Annotated in this window: 23 protein-coding genes and 1 pseudogene; 9 read left to right on the top strand and 15 right to left on the bottom strand. The window is 69.2% G+C overall.

Annotation, left to right across the window (positions count from 1 at the left end):
• Positions 1 to 25 precede the first annotated feature (25 nt).
• Entirely contained in the window at positions 26 to 1,696 is a 1,671-nt protein-coding gene (locus ETD86_RS39325) for a hypothetical protein (protein ID WP_138671722.1), read from the top strand.
• Between the two features lies 1 nt (position 1,697).
• Here the strand turns inward: ETD86_RS39325 and ETD86_RS39330 are convergent, their stop codons facing one another.
• The 4 genes from ETD86_RS39330 to ETD86_RS39345 form a co-directional block, all read right to left on the bottom strand.
• Positions 1,698 to 2,390 (bottom strand): aspartate/glutamate racemase family protein, encoded by a 693-nt coding sequence (locus ETD86_RS39330; protein WP_138671723.1) that lies wholly within the window; start codon positions 2,388 to 2,390, stop codon positions 1,698 to 1,700.
• 72 nt (positions 2,391 to 2,462) lie between these two features.
• Positions 2,463 to 2,594 carry a helix-turn-helix domain-containing protein gene (locus ETD86_RS59745; RefSeq protein WP_211370601.1) on the bottom strand — a complete coding sequence of 44 codons (132 nt, stop codon included), beginning with the start codon at positions 2,592 to 2,594 and terminating at the stop codon, positions 2,463 to 2,465.
• A gap of 392 nt (positions 2,595 to 2,986) precedes the next feature.
• A complete protein-coding gene (locus ETD86_RS39340) occupies positions 2,987 to 4,363 on the bottom strand; it encodes a UDP-N-acetylmuramoyl-tripeptide--D-alanyl-D-alanine ligase (protein WP_246148943.1) in 1,377 nt (458 codons plus the stop codon).
• A 5-nt stretch (positions 4,364 to 4,368) separates the two neighbouring features.
• Positions 4,369 to 5,325, bottom strand: coding sequence for a D-alanine--D-alanine ligase family protein (locus ETD86_RS39345; RefSeq protein ID WP_138671725.1), 957 nt, complete (start codon positions 5,323 to 5,325; stop codon positions 4,369 to 4,371).
• A 418-nt stretch (positions 5,326 to 5,743) separates the two neighbouring features.
• On the opposite strand from ETD86_RS39345, the gene ETD86_RS57460 reads away from it, so the two are divergent.
• Positions 5,744 to 5,908 carry a hypothetical protein gene (locus ETD86_RS57460; protein WP_211370602.1) on the top strand — a complete coding sequence of 55 codons (165 nt, stop codon included), beginning with the start codon at positions 5,744 to 5,746 and terminating at the stop codon, positions 5,906 to 5,908.
• Between the two features lie 136 nt (positions 5,909 to 6,044).
• Here ETD86_RS57460 and ETD86_RS39355 read toward each other — a convergent pair whose 3' ends face one another.
• The gene (locus ETD86_RS39355; RefSeq protein ID WP_211370603.1) at positions 6,045 to 6,470 is read right to left on the bottom strand and encodes a hypothetical protein; all 426 of its coding nucleotides are present in this window, start codon (positions 6,468 to 6,470) and stop codon (positions 6,045 to 6,047) included.
• A gap of 4 nt (positions 6,471 to 6,474) precedes the next feature.
• Here ETD86_RS39355 and ETD86_RS39360 point away from each other — a divergent pair, with 4 nt between their 5' ends.
• Entirely contained in the window at positions 6,475 to 6,732 is a 258-nt protein-coding gene (locus ETD86_RS39360; RefSeq protein ID WP_138671727.1) for a hypothetical protein, read from the top strand.
• A 175-nt stretch (positions 6,733 to 6,907) separates the two neighbouring features.
• Positions 6,908 to 7,231: a tetratricopeptide repeat protein gene (locus ETD86_RS39365; RefSeq protein ID WP_138671728.1), complete on the top strand. Its 324-nt coding sequence runs from the start codon at positions 6,908 to 6,910 to the stop codon at positions 7,229 to 7,231.
• Positions 7,232 to 7,379: 148 nt separating this feature from the next.
• Here the strand turns inward: ETD86_RS39365 and ETD86_RS39370 are convergent, their stop codons facing one another.
• Positions 7,380 to 8,201 (bottom strand): class I SAM-dependent methyltransferase, encoded by an 822-nt coding sequence (locus ETD86_RS39370; protein WP_138671729.1) that lies wholly within the window; start codon positions 8,199 to 8,201, stop codon positions 7,380 to 7,382.
• Between the two features lie 98 nt (positions 8,202 to 8,299).
• Here ETD86_RS39370 and ETD86_RS39375 point away from each other — a divergent pair, with 98 nt between their 5' ends.
• Positions 8,300 to 8,902, top strand: coding sequence for a TetR/AcrR family transcriptional regulator (locus ETD86_RS39375; RefSeq protein ID WP_138671730.1), 603 nt, complete (start codon positions 8,300 to 8,302; stop codon positions 8,900 to 8,902).
• 329 nt (positions 8,903 to 9,231) lie between these two features.
• Here ETD86_RS39375 and ETD86_RS39380 read toward each other — a convergent pair whose 3' ends face one another.
• The 3 genes from ETD86_RS39380 to ETD86_RS39390 form a co-directional block, all read right to left on the bottom strand.
• Positions 9,232 to 9,645, bottom strand: coding sequence for a DUF6223 family protein (locus tag ETD86_RS39380; protein ID WP_246148932.1), 414 nt, complete (start codon positions 9,643 to 9,645; stop codon positions 9,232 to 9,234).
• Positions 9,646 to 9,781: 136 nt separating this feature from the next.
• The gene (locus ETD86_RS39385; RefSeq protein WP_170223497.1) at positions 9,782 to 10,489 is read right to left on the bottom strand and encodes a sulfotransferase family protein; all 708 of its coding nucleotides are present in this window, start codon (positions 10,487 to 10,489) and stop codon (positions 9,782 to 9,784) included.
• Positions 10,490 to 10,704: 215 nt separating this feature from the next.
• Entirely contained in the window at positions 10,705 to 11,106 is a 402-nt protein-coding gene (locus tag ETD86_RS39390) for a DUF6223 family protein (protein ID WP_138671731.1), read from the bottom strand.
• A 266-nt stretch (positions 11,107 to 11,372) separates the two neighbouring features.
• Between ETD86_RS39390 and ETD86_RS39395 the strand changes: the two genes are divergently transcribed.
• Together ETD86_RS39395 and ETD86_RS39400 are read left to right on the top strand one after the other, a co-directional pair.
• Positions 11,373 to 12,626 (top strand): sensor histidine kinase, encoded by a 1,254-nt coding sequence (locus tag ETD86_RS39395; RefSeq protein WP_138671732.1) that lies wholly within the window; start codon positions 11,373 to 11,375, stop codon positions 12,624 to 12,626.
• Between the two features lie 41 nt (positions 12,627 to 12,667).
• Entirely contained in the window at positions 12,668 to 13,321 is a 654-nt protein-coding gene (locus ETD86_RS39400; protein WP_425465686.1) for a response regulator transcription factor, read from the top strand.
• 67 nt (positions 13,322 to 13,388) lie between these two features.
• On the opposite strand, the gene ETD86_RS39405 is transcribed toward ETD86_RS39400, so the two are convergent.
• The gene (locus ETD86_RS39405; protein WP_246148938.1) at positions 13,389 to 14,021 is read right to left on the bottom strand and encodes a serine hydrolase; all 633 of its coding nucleotides are present in this window, start codon (positions 14,019 to 14,021) and stop codon (positions 13,389 to 13,391) included.
• Between ETD86_RS39405 and ETD86_RS39410 the strand changes: the two genes are divergently transcribed.
• Both ETD86_RS39410 and ETD86_RS39415 read left to right on the top strand, forming a co-directional pair.
• Positions 13,936 to 14,529: a MerR family transcriptional regulator gene (locus ETD86_RS39410; protein ID WP_246148941.1), complete on the top strand. Its 594-nt coding sequence runs from the start codon at positions 13,936 to 13,938 to the stop codon at positions 14,527 to 14,529. The two genes, ETD86_RS39405 and ETD86_RS39410, sit on opposite strands and share 86 nt — an antisense overlap.
• Positions 14,530 to 14,810: 281 nt before the next feature.
• On the top strand, positions 14,811 to 15,215 hold the full coding sequence (locus tag ETD86_RS39415; RefSeq protein WP_138671734.1) for a hypothetical protein: 405 nt from the start codon (positions 14,811 to 14,813) through the stop codon (positions 15,213 to 15,215).
• Positions 15,216 to 15,290: 75 nt separating this feature from the next.
• On the opposite strand, the gene ETD86_RS39420 is transcribed toward ETD86_RS39415, so the two are convergent.
• The 5 genes and pseudogenes from ETD86_RS39420 to ETD86_RS39440 all read right to left on the bottom strand — a co-directional run.
• Positions 15,291 to 15,974, bottom strand: a complete 684-nt coding sequence (locus tag ETD86_RS39420) for a haloacid dehalogenase type II (RefSeq protein WP_138671735.1) — start codon at positions 15,972 to 15,974, stop codon at positions 15,291 to 15,293.
• A gap of 10 nt (positions 15,975 to 15,984) precedes the next feature.
• On the bottom strand, positions 15,985 to 16,572 hold the full coding sequence (locus ETD86_RS39425; protein WP_138671736.1) for a TetR/AcrR family transcriptional regulator: 588 nt from the start codon (positions 16,570 to 16,572) through the stop codon (positions 15,985 to 15,987).
• Positions 16,573 to 16,857: 285 nt separating this feature from the next.
• Positions 16,858 to 17,118, bottom strand: coding sequence for a hypothetical protein (locus ETD86_RS39430; RefSeq protein ID WP_138671737.1), 261 nt, complete (start codon positions 17,116 to 17,118; stop codon positions 16,858 to 16,860).
• An 854-nt stretch (positions 17,119 to 17,972) separates the two neighbouring features.
• Positions 17,973 to 19,430 (bottom strand): annotated as a pseudogene (locus ETD86_RS39435) (SDR family oxidoreductase); the annotation flags it as partial.
• Between the two features lie 428 nt (positions 19,431 to 19,858).
• A partial coding sequence (locus ETD86_RS39440) for an alpha/beta hydrolase family protein (protein WP_138671738.1) occupies positions 19,859 to 20,877 on the bottom strand: 1,019 nt, incomplete at its 5' end.

The following is a 20,877-nucleotide window of genomic DNA, read 5'->3' on the forward strand; positions in this document are numbered from 1 at the left end:
TCACCCTGCGTCGTCAGCGTCAGTGGTGTATAAGAGACAGGTGCTGGCGCTGGGTGATCTGCGGCCGGTCGAGGCGCAGGCGCTGGTGGATTCTTGTGGGGTGCCGGTGGAGTCGCGGGGGCCGCTGTTGGCTTTTGCGGGTGGTCATCCGCTGGCGTTGTTGTTGGGGGCGGCGGTGGCGGTGAAGGACGGCGGGGCGAGCAGGCGGTGGGTGCCGGATCAGGATGTGGTGGCCACGCTGTTGGATCAGCTGGTGGGTGAGTTGCCGTCGGCGGCGCATCGGCATGCTTTGGAGATTTGCGCGCATGCGTACATGACGACGGAGGAGTTGCTGCGGGCGGCTTTGCCGCGGGATGCCGGGGCGTTGTTCGGCTGGTTGCGGCGGTTGCCGTTCGTGGAGTCGTGCAGGCTTGGGCTGTTTCCGCATGATGTGGTGCGCGAGTTGCTGGAGGCGGATCTGCGGTGGCGCGATCCGCAGGGGTATGCGGTGATGCACGACCGCATTCACGCGCATCTGGCGGCGAAGGTGCGCACGGCGAGTGATGGGGACGTGCCCGGCGCGGTGGCGGCCCTGCTCTACCTGCATCGCGACAGCGGGGCGTCGTCCGATTTCCACCGCGGCGTCCGTCGCGGTCGCCACGATGGGGGCGAGTTCCAGGAAGAGGTGCTGCGCCAGCAGGACCTCGGCACGTTGCTGCGGGTGGCGACGGCGGAGGGCGCGGCGTCCGCGCGCTGCGCCGCTTTCTGGGCCGAACGCCGGCCGGAGGCGTTCCGGCTGTATCGGCGGGCCGAGACCGGCGAGGTCGTGGCGTTCTCGGCGTGGCTGCGGCTGGCGGAACTCGACGAGCAGGAGCTGGCGGCCGACCCGATCGTGGCCGCGGCGTGGGCGCATGCAAGGGCCACCACGCCGTTGCGCGCCGGGGAACATCTGGCGGTCAGCCGGCTCTGGGCGCTGCCGCCGGAACGCGGACACTCGCCGGTGATGGACGTGATCCAATGGCGGATGATCGGCACTTGCCTGCGGGCCGAGCGGATGGCCTGGTCCTACATCGCGGCACGGCATCCCGACCAGGCGTGGGTGGAGTGTTTACGGCGTTACGGGATGCGTGACATCGACGAGCAGCCACGGCTGGACGATGACACCTACACGCTGCTCGTTCATGACTGGCGCGCGGTGCCGGCGCAGGCATGGCTGGAGCGGATGAACCACCTGCTCGCCGCGGGGCCTGCCGGCGACCCGAACGCCGCCACGACGGAGCTGGCGGTGCTGACTGAGGCCGAGTTCGCCGAGGCGGTACGCAAGGCATTGCGCCAGCTGTCACGGCCCGACGCGCTGGCCGCATCCCCACTGACCCGCACCTGGCTGATCACCGAGCAGGCCAGGCAGGCCAGGAAGAACCCGGCCAGGCAGGCCGGGCAGGCCGGGCAGAACCCGGCCAGGCAAGACCCGGCCACAGCACTGGGGAACCTGCTCCGCCAGGCGATCGACGACCTACGCCAGGATCCACGCTCAGTCAAGCTCCACCGCGCCCTGACCGCCACCTACCTCCGCGGCACACCCACCCAGGAACTGGCCGCGGAACAACTCCGCCTCCCCTTCACCACCTACCGCCGCCACCTGACAGCCGGCATCCAACGCCTCTGCGCCGACCTGTGGCACCAGGAGCTGTACGGCACCAACACGCCGGCGCGCTAGGTCAGTCGGCCAGCGCGAAGCCGGCCGCCGCCTCCGCGTGCAGTCGAGCGCTCGGCAGCACCGGGATGGCGCTGTCCTTCTCACTGATCAGCAGCTCGATCTCCGTGCAGCCGAGGATGACACCTTCAGCGCCGTCGTCTGCGAAATCATCGATGATCTGGGCGTACGCGTCCCTGGACGATTCCCGGAGCACCCCGCGCACCAATTCGTCGAAGATCACGCGGTGGACCAGCTCCCGCTGCTCACGCCGCGGGACGACCACGTCGAAGCCGTGGGCGGCCAGCCGATCTCGGTAGAACGGCTGCTCCATGGTGAAGTGAGTGCCCAGCAGACCGACCTTGCGCATGCCCCTGGCGCGGACCTCGGCGCCCACAGCGTCGGCGATGTGCAGCACAGGCACGCTCACGGCCCGCTCCACGTCGTCGCTCACCCGGCTGAAGGTATTGCTGCAGACGAGCAGGAGGTCGGCGCCGAGATCCTCCAGCTTCCTGCCCGCACCAGTCAGCAACGTACTCACCTCGTCCCAGCGGTCGGCGAAGATGAGGTCCTCGACGGTGGTGTAGTCGACCGACCAGATGAGGCTGTTGGCGGAATGGCTGCCGCCGAGTCGCTCGCGTACCCGCTGATTGATGATCTGGTAGTAGATCACCGTCGATTCCCAGCTCAACCCGCCGATGAGACCGATAGTGCGCATGGAACTCCGTTTCGCCAGCTTGTGCCGGCAGGCTAGACGGAGTGCCTGCTCATTCAGAAGGCCAAAAGCTGTTCAACCGTCGGGGCCGTCCGCGCGCTGGAACGGCTCGATCAGGTCCTCTGTCGTGCAGCCGAGAATGTCCAGCAGGGCCATCAGCATGCGCAGATTCCGCCGTCCCGGCCGTCCGGCGACCAGCCGGCACACCTCTGGCTCTGCCAGGAAACCCGTTCGGTCAGGAGCGGTCGTAGGTCGGTGGCGAACATGCCGCGGCCGGCCATCACGGCGCGGAGATGCCGGCGGTAGTCCAACGCCGTCACGCCGTTCCCTCCGCCGAGCGGACACAGGTCGCGATCGTCGCGGCGAAGCGATGCCCGACCTGCTCCTGCACGAACGCCAGGTCGGCGCCGTCCTCAAGGAGCCGTCCTCAAGGAGACGAGCCATGTACGCGCTGCGCCTGCAGTGCCGGGTCAATGCCTTGACCAGGTTGAGCGTCCCGGTAGGCCGCGAACCGTGCCTCGATCTCCCTGGTTGCCAAGCGGCTGCCTCGCCCGGTCAGCCAGAGCGCGTGCTCTGCCGCCGTGACCACCCTGCCAGGTTCAGCTCAGCGGCGCTGCCAGCGCACGGGCGCAGGCACCCAGCCCGATCTCGCTGGAGGCCTTGACGAACACCACGTCTCCCGGTTCGAGAAGCGTGGTGGCCAACCTGATGGCCCCGGCCACGTCCTCGACGGTATGGACGGCCACGCCCTGGTTCGAGGACTCCGCCGCCTCCGCCATCGCGAGCGGATCTCCTGCTCCGACCGCGATCAGCACGTCGAAGCGGAGATTGGCGACGAGCCGGCCCATCTCCGCGTGCCGGGCGCGCGAGGCGTCCGCCTGCTGCCCCATCGCGCCGAGCACGGCGACGGTACGACGGGTGCCCGCCAGGGTCTTCGCCGCCCGCAACCCGGCCCGCATGGATTCGGGGTTGGCGTTGTAGGCGTCGTTGACGATGGTGATGCCGTCAGATCGTTCGACGATCTCCAACCGGCCGGCGGAGCGCCGCCGTGCGGCGTTCAGCCCATCGGCGATCTCGGCGACGCCCAAGCCGAGTGCGGTGGCGACGGCGGCGGCGGCCAGGGCGTTGCTCACCTGGTGCTCGCCTATGAGGTCGAGCTCGACCCGGGCGCTGCCGGAGGGCGTCACCAGCCCGAACGCGGGTCGCGCGCGGTCGTCCATCCGCACGTCTTCGGCTCGCACCGCCGCCTTCACCGACCTGCCGTACAACAGGATCCGGGCCCTGGTGCGGCCGACCATGCCCATGACGTACGGGTCGTCGGCGTTGAGCAGGGCGAACCCGTCCGCCGCAAGCGCCTCGACCAGCTCGCCTTTGGCCTCGGCCACGTCGGCCAGCCCGCCTCCCATACGCTCCACGTGTGCGGTGCCGACATTGAGCACCAGCCCGACCTGGGGCGGTGCGAGCTCGGTCAGATACGTCAGATCGCCCTTCTGGCCCGCACCCATCTCCAGCACCAGGTATCGGGTGGTGGCATCGGCACGCAGCACGGTGAGCGGCAGCCCGAGCTCGTTGTTGAACGACCTGTCGGTGGCGACCGTCGCCGCGTGCCGTTCGAGCACCTGGGCCAGCAGATCCTTGGTCGTGGTCTTGCCCACGGACCCGGTCAGGCCGATCACGGCCGGGCTGATGTGTTCGAGCAGGTGCTTGGCCAGCAGGCCGAGCGCGATCTGGACGTCCTCGACCACGAGGGCGGGCACGCCGACGGGCCTTGAGGCCAGCACGGCGATGGCGCCGCTCGCGATGGCACCGGCCGCGTAGTCGTGGCCGTCGACGTTGGCGCCGACCGTCGCGGCGAACAGGCCACCAGGCACCACCTCGCGGGAGTCGACCGCTGAGGGCGCCGTCACCAGCGCCTGCGGGTCGCGTACGTCGTGCAGGCTTGCGCCGACGACCCGCGCGATCTCGTTCAGCGTCATGGGGATCACGAGCCGCTCCTGGCGAACGCGAGGTCGATGAGGCGGCGCAGCAGGTCCGGGTACGGGACACCGCTTGCGGCCCAGGCCCTGGCGTAGACGGAACGGGAGGTGAAGCCGGGCATCGTGTTGATCTCCAGCACGTACAGGCGTCCCGTGTCCTCCTCATAGAGGAAGTCGACCCGGGACAGGCCGTAGCCGCCGATCGCCCGGAAGGCGCGCAGGGCCAGCTCACGCACGTCCTCGGCCACCCGTTCCGGCAGCACGGCAGGGATGGTGGCGATCTCGGCCTGGCTGAGGTACTTGGCCTCATAGTCGAGCCAGTCGCCTGGCACGATGAGCTCGCCGGGCACTGAAGCATCCGGCGTGTCATAGCCGCCGAGCACGCCGCAGATGAGCTCGCGCGCGGTCACGCCCTGCTCGACGACGACCACCCGGTCGTAGGTCAGCGCCAGCTCTACGCCCGCGCGCAGCTCCTCCATGGAGGTGACACGGGAGATGCCGATGGAGGAGCCCATGTTGGCCGGTTTGACGTACATCGGCCAGTCGAGCGACTTCACCAGACCCCAGTGGTCGGTGGTGCTGCGCCATTCGTGCTCGGTGAACCACACGTGTGGGGTGACGGGAATGTCCTCCGCCAGGAACGTGCGCCGCATCGCGACCTTGTCCATGGCCACGGCAGAGGCCAGGACGCCGCAGCCCACGTACGGGATGCCCAGCGTCTCCAGGTGACCCTGGATGACACCGTCCTCACCGAACGGCCCGTGCAGCACAGGAAAGACCACGTCCACCAGATCGCGTCGCAGCTCCACCGGCCACCTGCCCTGCCGGTCGATGATGACGGCGACGGGCTCGTACAGATCCCTCGGCAGAGCATCGAGCACAGCCTGCGCCGACTGCAGCGACACCTCATGCTCGGCGGACGGCCCGCCCGCCAGCACAGCCACGCGCACGCGTTCACTCACAATCGATCAGCCTTCCTCAGTGGTACGAAGACAGCACCGCCAGCGGCACGGTGTTCGCCGTCGCAGCACCAGCCTGCCGAGTGTCGGCTCTTCGCCTGACCAGTTCCCAGGCCATTCGCTGTCCAGTTCCTGACCAAAGCACCTGCGGTGTGCCGCGACCGGGTCGGTTCTGGACGCTCCGACCCTCTGACCGAGCGATGCTGATCGTGCCGCGCTCGCGCTGGCCGTCCTCGCCACGCACGGCGTCCTCGTGATCCTTCCCGGCGTGCCGCACGGCGACGAGCGCCGGTCCCATCGGGTCGGCCTCGTTCTCCCACCTGTTCACCGGCTGCATCTGATCGACGGCCGGCTTGTACAACGCCACCCGGGCCCGCTGCGACTGCCCACTCACATGGCCGCCCCAGCCTCAGCATCGGGCGTGTCACCCATCGCCGTCCCCGTCGGCGAGCGCGTCCTGGGCGAGCCATTCGGCCCGGCCCGCCCGTTCTTCCGCCCTGCCCGGCCCGGGTGCACACTGCGCTGGCGCACCCAGGCCGCCGCTCCGGCGCCTTTCTCCACGATCGTCGGCTCCCACCCGACCTGACGCAGCCGGATCGCGGCCGCTCTACGCGCACAGTCCGCGGCCATAGCCGGGTCTTCTGGTCGACGCCGCTTCCTGAGCGCTCATGGACGTGAATAGGCCGCGATCACCTGTGGTGTGAGCGGCTTGATGGGTGCGGTCAGGCCGCGGCTGGCGCGGGTGCTTGGGGGTGGGTACGGCGCGCGGCACGGCGGTCGGCGAAGAGGATGAGCAGCAGACCGGCCAGAGTCCATGCGGCCAGAGTGAGGGCGGGGCGGCCGGCTCCGGTGCCGTCGAAGAAGCTGATGGCGCGGACCAGGCTGCTGGAGGCGCCGGGTGGCAGGAGTTGGCCGAGGGTTGCCCAGCCGGCGGGCAGCCAATAGGGGCCGGTCATGCCGGACAGCGGGTTGCCGATGAGCATCATGGTGGCGGCACCGGCCCCGAGGCCGGCGAAGCCGAGCAGGGACTCCAGGCCGAGGAAGGGGACGGACAGGGCGGCCATGCCCAGGGACAGACCGAGCGCGGTGAGCCAGTAGTCGCCGTTCAGGGAGCCGAGCCCGTACTGCCCGGTCGGCGACCTGCTCATCGAAGTGGGCGTCTGCCTCGGCATCGCGCTGGCGGCCGCGGCGACCGCCGTGCGGTTCGCGCCCGGACGGCAGGCCGCCATGGCCGCGGTGGTGGTCCAGCTGGCGATGGTGCTGGGGACCATCCTGCTCCCCGAGCAGGTCCGGCTCTGGCCACCGACCTGCGGGTTCGGGTACTGGGACCAGGCGCACCTGTTCTGGCTGGCGATGTTGCCCCTGCCGTACCTCTGGCTCATCTTCGCGGGGCGCGACCTGCGGCGCTGATACGTCGCATTGTCAGGCTGAAGTTCTTCGCGCCGCGCTTCATGGCGGCAGTACCCCCCACCCCGAACGGCCGCGCCCTCATGGAACTCGGCAAACTCGACCGCTGGGCCTGGCCGAGCGGCACGCGCCGCATGCGACAGGCCTGTTCAGTGCTGACGCGGTCCTGGCGTGATCGGTGGCCGCGACCTCTAGCCTGCGGCTGGGTGAAGCCGAACAGGCACGCACCTTCGCCTCGCAGGCGCTGGAGGTGTACGAGCAGGCCCCCAGCCTCTCGCCCGCGAGGCGGGCGATCACCGCGTTGGACCTCGGCATCGCCTGCGCTCGGCTGGACGATGTGGAACAGGCGATCGCTCACGGGCTCGACGCACTGGCCACGCCGCGCCCTGCTGCCGCTATTGCCACGCGCAGCGCGAGTCTCCAGATGACCATGCAGCGCAGCTACCCTGGCGCTTCGGTGATGGCGAGCTTCTGTGACAGCGTGGCTGCACTGCCCATGTGACCGGTGATCGATGCCGGCGAACAGCGTCATCACTGAGAACGATCATGGCGAGTAGCCCTGCGCCTCGCGGCCGCGCCGGAACCTGCTACTGGCCTCGGCGCCGCGGCGTCGCCGGTTCTGCCCCTGCGTGTTCGGAATGGTGGGCGACTCAGGTGTTCAGTGACGCGGTGATCGCCATCGTGGTGTAGGCCATGGTGAAGCCGCCTCCGATCGCGTCGATGGCGGCCCCGACGCCCTCCAGCACCTCGGCCAGTTCGTCTGGTGGGAGTTGGGTGAGCGCGCCGGTGGTGGGCAGCAGGTCGAGCCAATCGTCGCGGCTGTAGTACTGCTCCCAGTCGAATCGCCACTGCTCCGGCTCGCCGAACCCGGCCGTCTTCCGGATGCCGTCGGCGAACGTGGCGAACATCGCCTGGTAGATGTCCTGGGCCGGCCGCGGCGGTCCGGCGCTGAGCGGCGAGTTGGGCGCCACCTTCCGGAAGACGGTGGCGAACGCCTCCGCGACGACGGGCGGCGGGTCGTATGCGTGCGCGAACACCGCCAGCAGGCCGCCGGGACGCAGCACCTGCGCCGCCTTGGCCGGGCCCGCGACGGGGTCCACCCAGTGCCAGGACTGCCCGGCGACGACCGCGTCGAAGGTACGACCGGCGGCGTCCCAGTCCTCGAACGTCGCCACCTCGACCTCGACCCCGGTGCGGCGGGCGAACTCGGCCATCCGGACGTCCGGCTCGACACCCAGCACCGTGCACCCGGCCGCCAGGAACTGACGGGCTTCTATGCCGGTGCCGCAGCCGACGTCGACGATGTCCAGACCGGGGCTGGCGGTGATGATCTGCTGCACCAAGGCGTCGGGATAGTCGGGCCGGGCCCGGTCGTAGCGTTCGGCGTGGACCCCGAACGACTCCGCCATCTGCCTGGCCTTATGGGGCTCGTTCCGCGGAGGCTCTGGTTGCTCCTGCGATAGAGTGGGCATGCGCCCACGGTAGTGGGCAAGTGCCCACTACGCAACCCGGCAGCGGTTCGCGGTGAGCGAAGGGCGGGCGAAAGCGTGGGAAGAAGGAGGAACGGGCGATGCCGACTGGAGTGGCCCTCCGGGATGTGCGGCAGCAGTTGTTCGACGCCGCCGAGCGCGTCCTGCTCCGGGACGGGGCGAACGGCCTGACCAGCCGGGCGGTCACGGCGGAGGCGGGCGTCGCCAAGGGTGTCCTGCACCGGCACTTCGAGGACTTCGACGCCTTCCTCGCCGAGCTCGTGCGGGACCGCATCGCCCGGCTCGAGGGCCAGGCCGACGCCCTTCGCGGCTCCGCCGGGACCGGCGACGTCGCTGGCAACCTGACCGGGGCGCTTATTGACCTGTTCGACTCGGTCGCCGTGGCGATCGTCGGACTCGTCATCTTCCGGGACGAGTTGCGTGCCCGGCTGCGTCAGGCCCGGCCGGCTCCCGGTGTCCCGGTCTTGACGGATGCCGCGGCCGTGATCGCCGCCTACCTGAACGAGGAGGGCGAGCTGGGCCGCATCGCGGCGGACGCCGATGTGGATGCGCTGGCGCTTTCCCTGATCGGGGCCGGACACATGCTGTTCGCCGGCCGGGAGGGGGTCCCGCCGGAGCCTGAGGACGTCGGCAAGGTCGTGAACGCCGTCATCGCCGATGTCGTGCAAAGACGACTGCTATGAGCTGATGTCCTGCGAAGACGGGCTGTTGCTGTGAGCGGAGGGCGCCGCTCCGGATGGCGCCCAACAGACCTCGATCATTCCGATCGCCTCTGGAGGAGGAGTGTGCTCTTCCCGGGTGCCGTGATGGTGGTCGGTCATCGTCACAGGTCAAGGTCGGTCGTCCTGGCTGCGCTGCGGGCGCTCAACCTTGACCTGCTCCTGCGGCCGACGGAAGGGGGCGGCTATCCGGGAAGAGCACACGCTGGTCAGCTGGGTCAGGACTGCTGGGCCGCCTTCGGCCTGGGCTTGCAGGTCCTTCTCCAGCTGGACGGCCCAGCCCAGGGGCCGGGTCAGGCAGTGCGGCGGGAGCGGGCCAGGGCCAGCCCACCGACGACCATGGCGATCGGCCCGATCACCAGGTCCACGTAGCCCCCGACTATTCCGTAGCCGGTGCCGGGACCGCCCTCGGCGGCGGCCACGACCAGCCCGCCGATGACCGCGCAGGCCAGTCCCGCCGCCAGGGCCACGATGGCTCCCCTCCTCCCGCCGTTGCCGATACGACCGGCGGAGCGGGCCAGAGCCAGCCCGCCGATGACGGCGCCGGCCAGCCCCAGCAGCGCGGCCGCCGCGGACCAGAACCGCCCGGAGGTCAAGGTGTAAGCACCGATGGGCTGGACCAAAACGTGCGCGGCTGCCGGTGTGGCGAGCCCCACAATTCCGAGTAGGGCGGCTGCGGGGATGGCTAGCAAGTGACGGACGGACATGAGAATCCTTTCTGTTGGATCGCGGTGACGAGCGCGAGCGCCTGGGAGGCGTTTCACGGAATCGCATGAAAAGGGGCGAGGACGATCTCCGCGCCTCTCCGCAGGACGGTCCTGTGGAAAGGCGGGGTGATGCCGTTCAGTCGTGCGTGCCGGAAATGAAAGCCGAGTCGATGCTGCCATCGGTCAACAGTTGTTGCAGCGCTCGCTGCATGGTCTCGGAGTCGTTGAGGTGCGGGAACGGCTCGCCGGCGGGGGCGTCGACGCCCAGGAACCGGCAGAGCGGCTCCCAGCCCTCGCGGACGTCGAACACCAGGAGGCGATCCGCGGGCAGGCTCTCCTGGACGACGGCCACATGACGGTGGAACGCCGCTACCGCGATCTCTTCGTCGGGCATGCCCCGCTGGAAATCCCAGGTGTCGCCGAAGGTGGACTCCCCGATGAGATCGAGAACCGGGCGGAGCCTCTCCATCGTCCTGAGTACCGCGGCCCCCGCTTCAGGCAGATCCGGCGGCACGTCCAGGCGGGTGGCGATCAGAGCCTGCATGCTGACATACCAGCGGTGCGGATCGCGGACGGTCAGGACGACCTTCGCGTCCGGGTAGACCTCCACCTGCTCGCGCCAGAAGAAACTGGCCGGCCAGTCCTGGGTGGATCGGTAGCCGTCGAGCACGCTGTCCCAATCCAGCGGCCGGCCGGAGGCGGCGGGCAGCCACCGGTCGACGTGGTCGGGATTGCTCCCGATTTCGGCCATGTGGTAGCAGGGGCCGAAGCCCAGCCTTTCCAGCGCGGCCTTCATCGATCTGGTTCCGGTGCGCGGGAATCCCGCGCCGATCACGTGTAACACGTCAGCCTCCTGCTGCTGCGGCCGCGGCGTTCACCTTTCGGCAGACGTTGACCGCGGCCTTGACGTAGGTGTCGGACTTGTAGGGCGGCCATTCGTTGATGGAGAGCTGTCTGCCTGTACGTACACGGACAAGATCGCGAGAAGCGGCCGCCGGGTGATGATCCAGGTGTGTACGGTCATCAGCGGCGTCGATCGCGCGCTTGTCTTCGCTGCGGTCAGCGGCTCAGCTCGGTGCGGCGGGAGCGGGCCAGAGCCAGCCCGCCGAGGACCGCACCGACCAGCCCAAGCATCAGGGCCACGGCCGCCCCGAATACTCCATTGCCGGTGCCGAGACCACCGTCGGCGACAGCCAGTTTCACCGCTCCGTTGAGCCCGCCGGTCAGCCCCGCCACCAGGGCCACGATGGCTCCCCTCCTGCCGCCGTTGCCGATACGACGGACGGAGCGCAGCGCCAGCCAGCCGATGGCCACGCCGCCCAGCGCCACCAGTGCGGCCACACTGGCCCAGATTCGCTCAGGGGTCCCGATGAAAGTATCGACACCCTGGCCCGCGCATTCTGCCGGCGTCGTACAGACCGGCGAGGCCGCCTGTGCGGCAAGCACAAACAGGACGGACATTGAGGATCCTTTCGGTCGAATGACGGGCGCCCGCAGCGCGGTGACTCGGCCTGTGCCGGTCGAGGTCCCGGTGACGAGCGCGAGCGCTTGGGAGGGGTTTCACGCAATCGATCGTCGCTCTATCGAGGCGGCCGCGGCCTCCGACAGCGGATGGCAGCGTCTACGCAGTTCTGCGTAGACGACACGTGCCTCGGTACGCCCGTCGTCGTAGGCGGCCGCGCGTCTGGGCGGAGCATTTACGCGGGCGGCGACCGTAGGATCGCGGCATGGAACACCGCGTGGTGTCGTTGCGCCTGCCGACGGCGGCGCAGGACGTGCTACTCGCGCTCTTCATCACCGTGATGCAGGTTCAGGGCACGATAGTCCGCAACGTCGGCGAGGTGATACAGCGTCCCCTCACCGACCTCGGAAATCTGGGATATGTCCTGCTGATCGTGAGTGGCGTGGTCGTTGCCGTCCGCCGCCGGTGGCCGGTGCCGGTGTTCGTCACCACCGCGCTCGCCAGCCTGGTGTACTACACCCTTGACTTCCCGGACGGGCCCGGCTGGCTCGGGCTCTTCGTCGCCCTGTACACCCTCGCCGCCTACGGGGAAGGACGCCGGTCGCTGGTGATCGCCGGCGTGGGCACCTCGGTGCTCGCCATCGGCTGGCTGGTCGCCGCGGCCGACATCGAGCCACGCGCCGCCATCGGCTGGGTGTACTTCCGGATCGGCGCGTCGGTCATGAGCGCGGCCCTGGGCGAGTCCGTCCGGTCCCGACAGGTCATCGCGGTCGAAGCGCAGGAGCGCGCTGAGTTGGCTGAACGGACACGCGAGGAGGAAGCGCGGGCGCGGGTCGGCGCCGAACGGCTCCGGATCGCGCGCGAGGTCCACGACACCGTCGCGCACGCCATAGCGATCATCAACGTCCAGTCCGGTGTCACCGCGCACGTGCTGGACAAGCGGCCGGAAGTGGCGCGCGAGGCGCTGCGCGCCATCGAGCAGACCAGTTCCCGGGCGCTGCGGGAGATGCGGGCCATCCTTGGGGTGCTCCGTGACGACGACGGTGACGACGACGGGCGGAGGCCGTACCCGGGGCTCGGGCAGATCGACGAACTGGCCGTCAAGGCACGCGAGGCGGGACTCGATGTCAAGCTCGAAGAAACCCCGCCCGCGGGGCCGTTGCCCAGTGCGGTGGGAAGTGCCGCCTACCGAATCGTTCAGGAATCGATCACCAACGTGGTCCGCCACGTCGGCCCGACTCGGGTGACGGTCGCGCTGAACCCCGGTATCGAGGCGTTGGAGATCCGCGTGACCGATGAGGGCCGTCGTGCCGCCCCAGGCCATGACTCCGCGGACCCCTACCTACCGGCCCCGCATCCGACCAGCAGTGGCAGCTCGGCCAAGCCCGGCCGCGGAATTGTCGGCATGCGCGAGCGCTGTCAGCTGCTGGGCGGAGAACTCGACGCCGGGCCGATTCCAGGCGGCGGGTTCGAAGTCAGGGCACGGCTGCCCCTCACGCCGACCGGGTCGCGCCTGTGAACGCGGCAGCCGCATCACCGTTGACCAACACTCTCATCAAGGTGCTGCTCGCCGATGACGAGGGTCTCGTGCGATCCGGGTTCAAGGTCCTGCTCGACCTCGAGGACGACATCACTGTGGTGGGGGAAGCCGCCAACGGCGCCGAAGCCGTCGAACGGGCCCGCGCCACCCGCCCCGACGTCGTCCTCATGGACATCCGCATGCCTAAGGTGGACGGGATTCAAGCCACCGCCCGGATCGCCCAGACGCACGGGTTGGAGCAGGTCCGCGTCCTCATCCTCACCACCTACGACACCGACGAGTACGTCTTCGACGCGTTGCAAGCCGGCGCCAGCGGCTTCCTGCTCAAAGACGCCGGACCGGCCGAGCTCCTACAGGCCATCCGGGTGATCGCCGCCGGAGACGCGCTGCTCGCGCCGCGCATCACCCGACGCCTCATCGGCCAGTTCACCGCGCGACGAACGGCTGCCCGGGCCGCGGAGGACCGGCTCGCGGTGCTGACCGAGCGCGAGCGCGAAGTGCTGGCCCTGGTGGGGCGGGGCCTGAGCAATCACGAGATCGGCGCCGAGTTGTTTCTCAGCCCGGCCACCGCGCGCACCCATGTCAGCCACGCGATGGCCAAACTGGGTGCGCGCGACCGTGCGCAACTGGTCGTCATCGCTTACCAAACAGGACTGGTCAGCCCTGCGATGTAAGGCACGGGCCGCGCTGGCCGGTGTCTGCGCATGTGGGCCGGCCACGCCGAGCTCAGCGAGCTCGTTGTCAGTCGTCGATGGGCTGGTAGGGCGTGGTCCAGAAGTCGTGGATGAGCCGCATCGAATCCGGGGTGGACAGCCCGACCTGGGTGAGCAGGATGCCGGTGAGCTGGTTGGTCGGGTCGGCGTAGGCCGTGGTGCCGGTGCCGCCGTCCCAGCCGAACTGGCCGATGGGCGCGTAGTCGCCGCGGTAGGTGCGCACCGCCATCCCGAAGCCCCAACCGCCCTGCTGCCCTTGACCGAACATGAGATGGACGTTGTTCCTGTACAGGGCGTCCCGGGCAGCTTGTTGCTCGGGCGTGAGGTGATTGGTGGTCATCAGCTCGACGGCGGGCCGGGACAAGATCTGTTCGCTGCCGTGCATACCGTGATTCAGCAGCATCTGGAAGTAGGCGTGGTAGTCGTCGACGGTGGAGACCAGCCCGCCGCCGCCCTGGAAGGCCGGCGGCTGGCTGACCCTTCCGCCTGCCGCCTCGTCCCACACGAGGAACTCCCCGGTCTGCGGGTCGGACTTGCTCCGGCTGGTCCAGGTCCGGACCCTCGCCGGGGCCGGCGTGCCGCTTGCCGAGATCGGTGACCTGCTCGACGCCGATCCCGAGCGGTTCGCCGCCGCCCTGGACGATGTCCATCGTCGGCTCACCGAACGGATCGAGGACCTGATCGCGCGCCGCGACACGCTGCACCGGCTCGCCCATGGCGACCGGGTCCTGCTGCCCGACCGGGCTTGCGTGGTCTTGGACCGACTCGCCGATCTCGGCTTCAGTCCCGACTACGTGGCCACTCAACGGGAGGCTCTGGTGCTGGCCCGGGCGCTGATTCCGGAGATCTTCGACAGCTTCCTGACCCAGCTCGAACATTCGCTCGGCGACCCCGAGTTCGTCGCGCTGACCAAACGCGGCTTGGATGCGAGGGCCTGGGATCCGGAGGACCCGCGGATCGAGGAGCTGGCCTCCGCGCTGGCCGACAAGCTGCTGGCCAACCGTGCGGTGCTGGCGATGCCGACGGGGTTGGGGAACCAGTCCGATGCCGCCGCCCGGTACGGACTGGTCAACCACCACCGCGAAGACCAGGAGCCGTCCATCGCCCGGCTGAACGCGCTGGTCGAAGCGAACCTGCGCGCGGCCGGCATCGACCTCCCGCATCAGTGACGGCCGCCAGCGGACGGGCCACCGGATGTTGGTTGTGGTGGGCCGCTTCCACTGTGGGGCTGGCGCCGGCCCGCTTGCCGGAATGTTGCACCGGTGCCGCCTACGACAAAGCAGCGCGATCATGCGGGCTGCAGTCGCCATGCAAGCGGCACCTGATCAAGTGCCGGCATCGGAACGGATGGACAAGGCCGGCCCGCCAGGCCCCGCCTTTCAGCGTGAGGAAGAACGATGGCATCGGTCGTCTTCGGGACACTCGCCGTAATCGCATTGATCGTGGCGTGGTGCTGTTCCTCGTGTTGAGGCGTAAGCCGCACACCCGGGTCGGGGCCCACGTCAGCGCGACGTTCCTGCTCCTGGGCGCGGGGGTGCTGACCATGGGCTCCATCTCGTTCGCGAGCCTGGAATCCGCCGCGCTGCAATCCTTCACACCGGAGGAGCGCGCGGCGGCGGTGCCGTGCGACGCGGCGGTCCTGGGGGCCGAGAAAACGTCCAACAAGCTCAACGGACGCTACATCTGGCTGTTGCGGCTCCGCGTGACCCCTCAAGCCGGCAGTCCGTACGAGATCGAGCGCACGACCCGGCTCACCTCATCCATGGGAGAACGCCTGGAGCGGGGAAACGTCGTGCTTTCCTGCCTGGTGGCCCCCACCGACCACACCCGGATCGAGATCTCGGCCCTGGCCTGAACCATTCTTGCCGGCATCTGAGCTGACCTCATGGCCAACAGACACTGGGCACGATGATCTTTTCTGCCGGTGTCCTCACGCGTCCAGCCACAGGTCGGCCAGCGCGCTGAGGTCAGGCGCCGACACACGCGGGGCGCTCATCACACTCGGGTACGGCCCGCCGCGACGATCAAGCCACGCCCCGATCAGGCCGGCCCGCTGGGCGCCGTCGATGTCCCACGGGTGTACCGCGACCAGGGCCGCCTGATCTGGCCGCACTCCTGCGCGATCGACCGCGTAGTCGTAGGCGGCGCGGCCGGGCTTCCATACACGGGGTCCGCTCACATCCAGCCTCGCCTCCACCAGATCGAGCAGCCCCTCGCGGGCCAGGATTTGCTCGGTCATCGCTGCGGCGCCATTGGTCATGGTGAACAGCCGGATGCCGCTCATGTGCAGCGCGCGCATCCCGTCGGGGACGTCGTCGTGCACGCGCAGTTCGGTGAAGCCGCGCAGCACATGCTTGACCGCCTCGTCGGCATCCGTTCTCCTGGGGTCGAGCAATCCTCTGAGCACATCGGCGGCGATGGCGGCGAACTCGGCATAACCGCCGGCAGCGGTGAGGGCGAATCCGTCGCGCAGCACGCTCGCGAACCAGGTGGCCATCGACCCCGGGGGCAGTCCGATTTCTTCGAAGCGGACCCACAACGGCTCCATGTCGGTGAGCGTCTCGTTCACGTCGAAGATGACTACGGCTGGTCTTGTCGTCGGGTTCTCGGTCATGGTCTTCTCCTCAGGATTGAAGGCAGCCGAGCACCGCGGACACGCTTGCCCGCAGTTCGGCCGGGTCGGCGCCGGCTCGGGAGCGCAGGTTGACTCCGTAGGCCACCAGTGCCAGCAGTTCGGCGGTGGCCTGCAGGTCCAGCCCCGCTCGCACCTGCGCCTTGGCGCCGGCGACATCCAATGCGGTGCGCATCGCCGTACGGAGTCGCTGCTGGTGCAGGTCCAGCACGCGCCGGACCTGCGGATCGCCGCCCTCGGCCCCGGCGTGGGCGTTGGAGACCATGCACCCCCAGCGTGCATGCTCCCCTTCGCACCGGACCTGGATCAGCCGGTCGAAGAAGTCGGCGAGGGCGGGCAGCCCGCGCTCGTCCGCGGCCAGGCGGTCGAAGACCGGCTGCGAGCGCCACTCGACGTAGCGCCGCAGCGCCTGGACATATAGCTCGTGCTTGCCGCCGAAGGTGGCGTACAGGCTGGAGCGGCTGAGCCCAGTCGTCGCCACCACGTCGGCGATCGGGACCGAGGTGGTGCCTCGCTGCCAGAACACGCACTCCACCTGCCCCAGCACCGCGTCGGGATCGAAATGCTTCACATCCGGCATCCAGAACTCCCCAACTTGGAATGACTATTCCAAGATAGCCGAGTGCGGCCTTACGCGACAATCCGCAGGCGGGAAGATGGTGCTGGACACAGACCGTCCACTGAGAGCCAACGCTCAGGGATCATCGGCCTCCAGTCCAAGACACCTCGATGGCCTCATCGGCCGAGGTCGGCTCCATACGCGGGTGGGTGGCCAGGTCGAAAGCACGATCGGCCGCTCGTTGACCATCGGCCGCGCAGATCTTCTGCTGGTGATCCCAGCGCGCCTCCTTGTTCCCATGGCCTTTCAACGCCGAGGCTCCCGGCCGAGCTGGGCGGCGACCGGTCCGTGGTCCTTGATCAGGAACGGCACGCCGGCGAACGGGCCGTCCTCGGCATGGTCGAGCGCCGGAGAGAGGATCGGCAGCGCCAGGCCGTTCAGCTTGGTGTTCGTGACGGTCAGGGCCTGTCTGGCGGTGGCCTCGACTTCGTCGGCGGTGATCTCGCCCGCCTTGATCAGGTCGCTGATTCCGACAGCGTCATATCTTGCGTATTCATGGAATTTCATGAGATGTCCGTCTCTCGACCACAGGTGTCGTCTTGATGGGGAGCGGCGCGCCGCCGCTGACGAACAGCACAAACAGGGCGACAGTCCATAGGTCTCCGGGGACCATCCCCTGCTGTGATCGAGGTGTTCCTAGGCTCGGTACATCACCGCCCATGCTGACAGCGGCCGCCCCCGACCGTCGAGCGAATTTCCCCAGAATCTCCCGAGGGGACGGTCGCCTTGAGTCATGGGGTGGATCGGGAGCACGGAAGGGCCGCCGAGGCCCGCGCCGACGTCCTCGACCCGCATCCGAACCGCCGGTACACGTTCAGGCGCGACCGTCCGTCTATCACTTCCCCATCGAGCCTGACGAACGTGCCGTCTACTTGGTCTCGCTCGAGCGGTGCCTGCGCCCCCCGAGGACGGGTGATCGTGGCCACCTTCGGGCCCATGGGCCAACGGCCTGCAGCGGTGTCCGGCTACTGCGCGCGTGGTCGTTGGAGCCGGGCCATGAGATGTTCTGGGGCGTCGACGGTGACGGTCAGTGCGGGATGGCGCAACAGGCCGAGCGGTTCGCTGCCACGCACCGGCCGGTGGAACCGGATGCAGACGCCGCGCTCGGTGCTGCTGCCGAAGGTGAGCCCGTGGTCGCTGAGTGACATGCGTACGCCGATGGCCTTGAGCGGCGTGTAGGGGCCTGAGAGCTCGGCGGCGGCCACGTTGCTCAGGGGCGTCACCATGAGCCACGGCCCGAAGCGGACGCGCAGTAGGTCGGCGGTGAGTGTCACCTGGCATGTCCGCGGCCGGATGCCGAACACGGCGAGGAGCGGCCGGTGCCGGTCGTCGAAGGCGAAGCCGTAGCGGTATTCCGCCCGTTCGCTCAGGCGGCGGGCGGCCGCCGCCACGTTGAGGGGCATGCGGCCGAAGATCAGGCCGTGGAAGGGCGAGATCGCCTGCCAGTAAAGGTGGCCGAGCAGGCCGCGCGGATGGAAGATCGCCCGCTGGGTGTAGACGGTGCACCCGCCGGAGCGGGTGACACCCAGTTCCAGCCACGCCAGTCCGGGTAGCCGCATCTCGGCGCGCAGCCGCAGGAGGCGTCCGGGCAGCAACTCCTCCACGCGCCAGAAGTCGATGGAGTCTCCGACCCGCAACCGGGTGGCGTCGCGCCGGCCTCGGCGCAAACCGACTCCGCCGACGAGCCGGTCCAGCAGCCCGCGCAGCTGCCACGCGACCGGCAGCGAGTACCAGCCATTGCGGCCGCCGACCCCCTCGATGACCTGCCACAGCGCCTGGGGGTCCGCGGGCACGGGACGGGAGCGGTGATCGATGTAGAGGCTGCCGCCCGCCCAGTCGGGGTCGGTGGGCAGGGGGTCGCTGGGAGCGCCCGGGGTTGAGGCCGAGGACCAGCGGGTGGCGACGTCGGCCTCTTTGATCTTCTTCAGGGCGAGGGACACCGCCTGGCGGAAGCCAATCAGCCCGTCCGGCGGGTCCGGAACATACCAGGCGATATCGTGCTCGCCGCAGACGGCCTGGTTGCGCAGGGATTCGACCAGCGGCCGGGCGATGCCCGCGGGAACGGGGGTGACCAGGCCGACCCAGTGGCTCGACAACCTCGGCGTGAGCAGGGGCACGGGGATGATCAACCGTCGCGGCAGGCCGGCCACAGCCGCGTACCCGTGCATCATGTCGGCATAGGTCAGCACGTCCGGGCCGCCCACGTCGAAGGCACGGTTGACCGTTCCTGGAACGTCGGCCCAGGCGGTGAGGTAGCGCAATACGTCGTGTACGGCGATGGGCTGGGTGAGACTGCGAACCCAGCTCGGCGTCGTCATGACGGGCAGCCGCTCGGTCAGATGGCGCAGCATCTCGAAAGAGGCCGACCCCGAGCCGATGATCACCGCCGCGCGCAGTACGACCGCGGGAACGCCCGCGCGCAGGAAGATCTCCCCCACCTCGGCCCTGGAACGCAGGTGCGGGGACAGCTTCTCGTGCGGGGCGAGCCCGCCGAGATAGACGATGCGCCGCACACCCGTCCGCTCGGCCGCTTCGGCGAACGTCAAGGCCGCCCGGCGGTCACGCTCGGCGAACTGGCCGTCCGCGCCCATGGTGTGGATCAGGTAGTAGGCCACCTCGACGCCCTCCAGGGCGTCGCGCGTGCGCGCCGGGTCGGCGGCGTCGGCCTCGACGACCTCCGTCCCGGCCACCCACGGCAGATGCCGCAGTCTTCCGGGTGAGCGCGCCATGCAGCGCACCTGGTGCCCGGCAGCGAGTAGTTCGGGTACCAGGCGCCCGCCGATGTAGCCGGTCGCCCCGGTGACCAGGCAGCGCGCCATAGACATGCCCCTATGTCCAACCCCTATGTACAACGTTCCGTACGGCGGCCGGGCCAATCAGGACCCCGCGCAAAGGATGATTTGCCTCGTCACAGCGATGCCTCATCGGCCCACCTCGTGTCTTGGGGGTTCGGTCGTCGACGAAGAACGCGCCGCAGTCAGGAGCCATCGGTCCCCGGCAAGGGTCGGGATCCAGCCCGGTCGACGGCGGAACGAGCCGCGTCCGGATCCCCTTGGTCCCGTCAGATCGGCGGGTCCCCTTCACAGGCAGGCTCCGAGGGGCGCCGCATCCACAGGCCGGCCACGACCACCTGACGAATCACGATCACGACGACGGTGGTGGTGGCCAGGCTGACGGCCCGGTTGCCAGTGGCCGGGGCATCGCCCGTGCTGGGGCCGGCTACCCGCACCTCGAGATGCGCGGGATCTCAGGATTGGCCGCAGGTCGCGGGGCAGAACTCGACCTCGGGGTAGCGTGATGTCGGCTTGTCCAGGAGGGGTTGTCGTCGTGATTTCAGGTGCTGGTCGAGGAAGGCCGCCACGTACGTGCGGGTGAGCTCTGCGCCACGGGCCGCGGGCATCATGCCAGGGAGAGGTTCGATGCCGAGGACGTCTGCCAGCAGTGGGATGTCGGTGAAGGACTGGTGTTCGGCGTCCGACAGCACGAGCCAGCGTTTCCACCCGGTCAGCAGCTTCCAGTCACGGTCCCAAGAATTGTCGCGGCCGCCCGGGACATGCTTGTGCGAACCCAGGAACATGAACGGCCGGGAGAGGCCGCTCTTGGGGATCCGGGCATAAGTGGTGCCGTCCATGTCGATTCCGGCGCGTATGCGTGGGTCTTTGACCATGGCCGCCACTGCGCCGGCCCCGCCGATCGACTGGCCTACCATCGCGATCCGGGTGCGGTCGATCAGGTCGTGTCCGTCCCACTCGGAGGTCAGCTGGTCGAGGACGAAGGAGACGTCGGCGGCCCGGCCCTGGACCAGTGCGGCGTGGGAGCCCGGGTCGGTGTCGCTGTCGCAGGCGAGGCATTCGGCGACCCGGCCGTCGGAAAGGGTGGTGGCGTAGCTTTCGTGGGTGTGGTCGATGCCTGCCACGACGTAGCCTCGGCTGGCGAGCTCCTCGGCCAGGGAGGTGAGCGTGCTCATCGGCTTGGTGAAGCCGGGTGAGAGCACCACCAGCGGAAGCTTGCGCCCGGAGGGGTCGGCGTTCTTGACGGCGTTGGTTCGTGTCCTGCTCAGCGTGTCGTACGGCGCGGTCGAGATCCCGGAGCCTTTCAGGAGGAGTTCCGCTTCCTTGGCTGTCATGTAGGGCGAGCGCTGCCCGTCGCGCTGCTCAGTCGGATACCACAGGGTGACCTTGAGCTCCCTGGCCTCGACGTGCTGCACGGCGTCGTACGGGTGGGTGCCTCCACGGCAGTGTTCCGGCCGCTGTACCCGGCTGGCAC

The sequence above is a fragment of the Nonomuraea turkmeniaca genome (assembly GCF_005889735.1).
GTDB lineage: Bacteria > Actinomycetota > Actinomycetes > Streptosporangiales > Streptosporangiaceae > Nonomuraea > Nonomuraea turkmeniaca.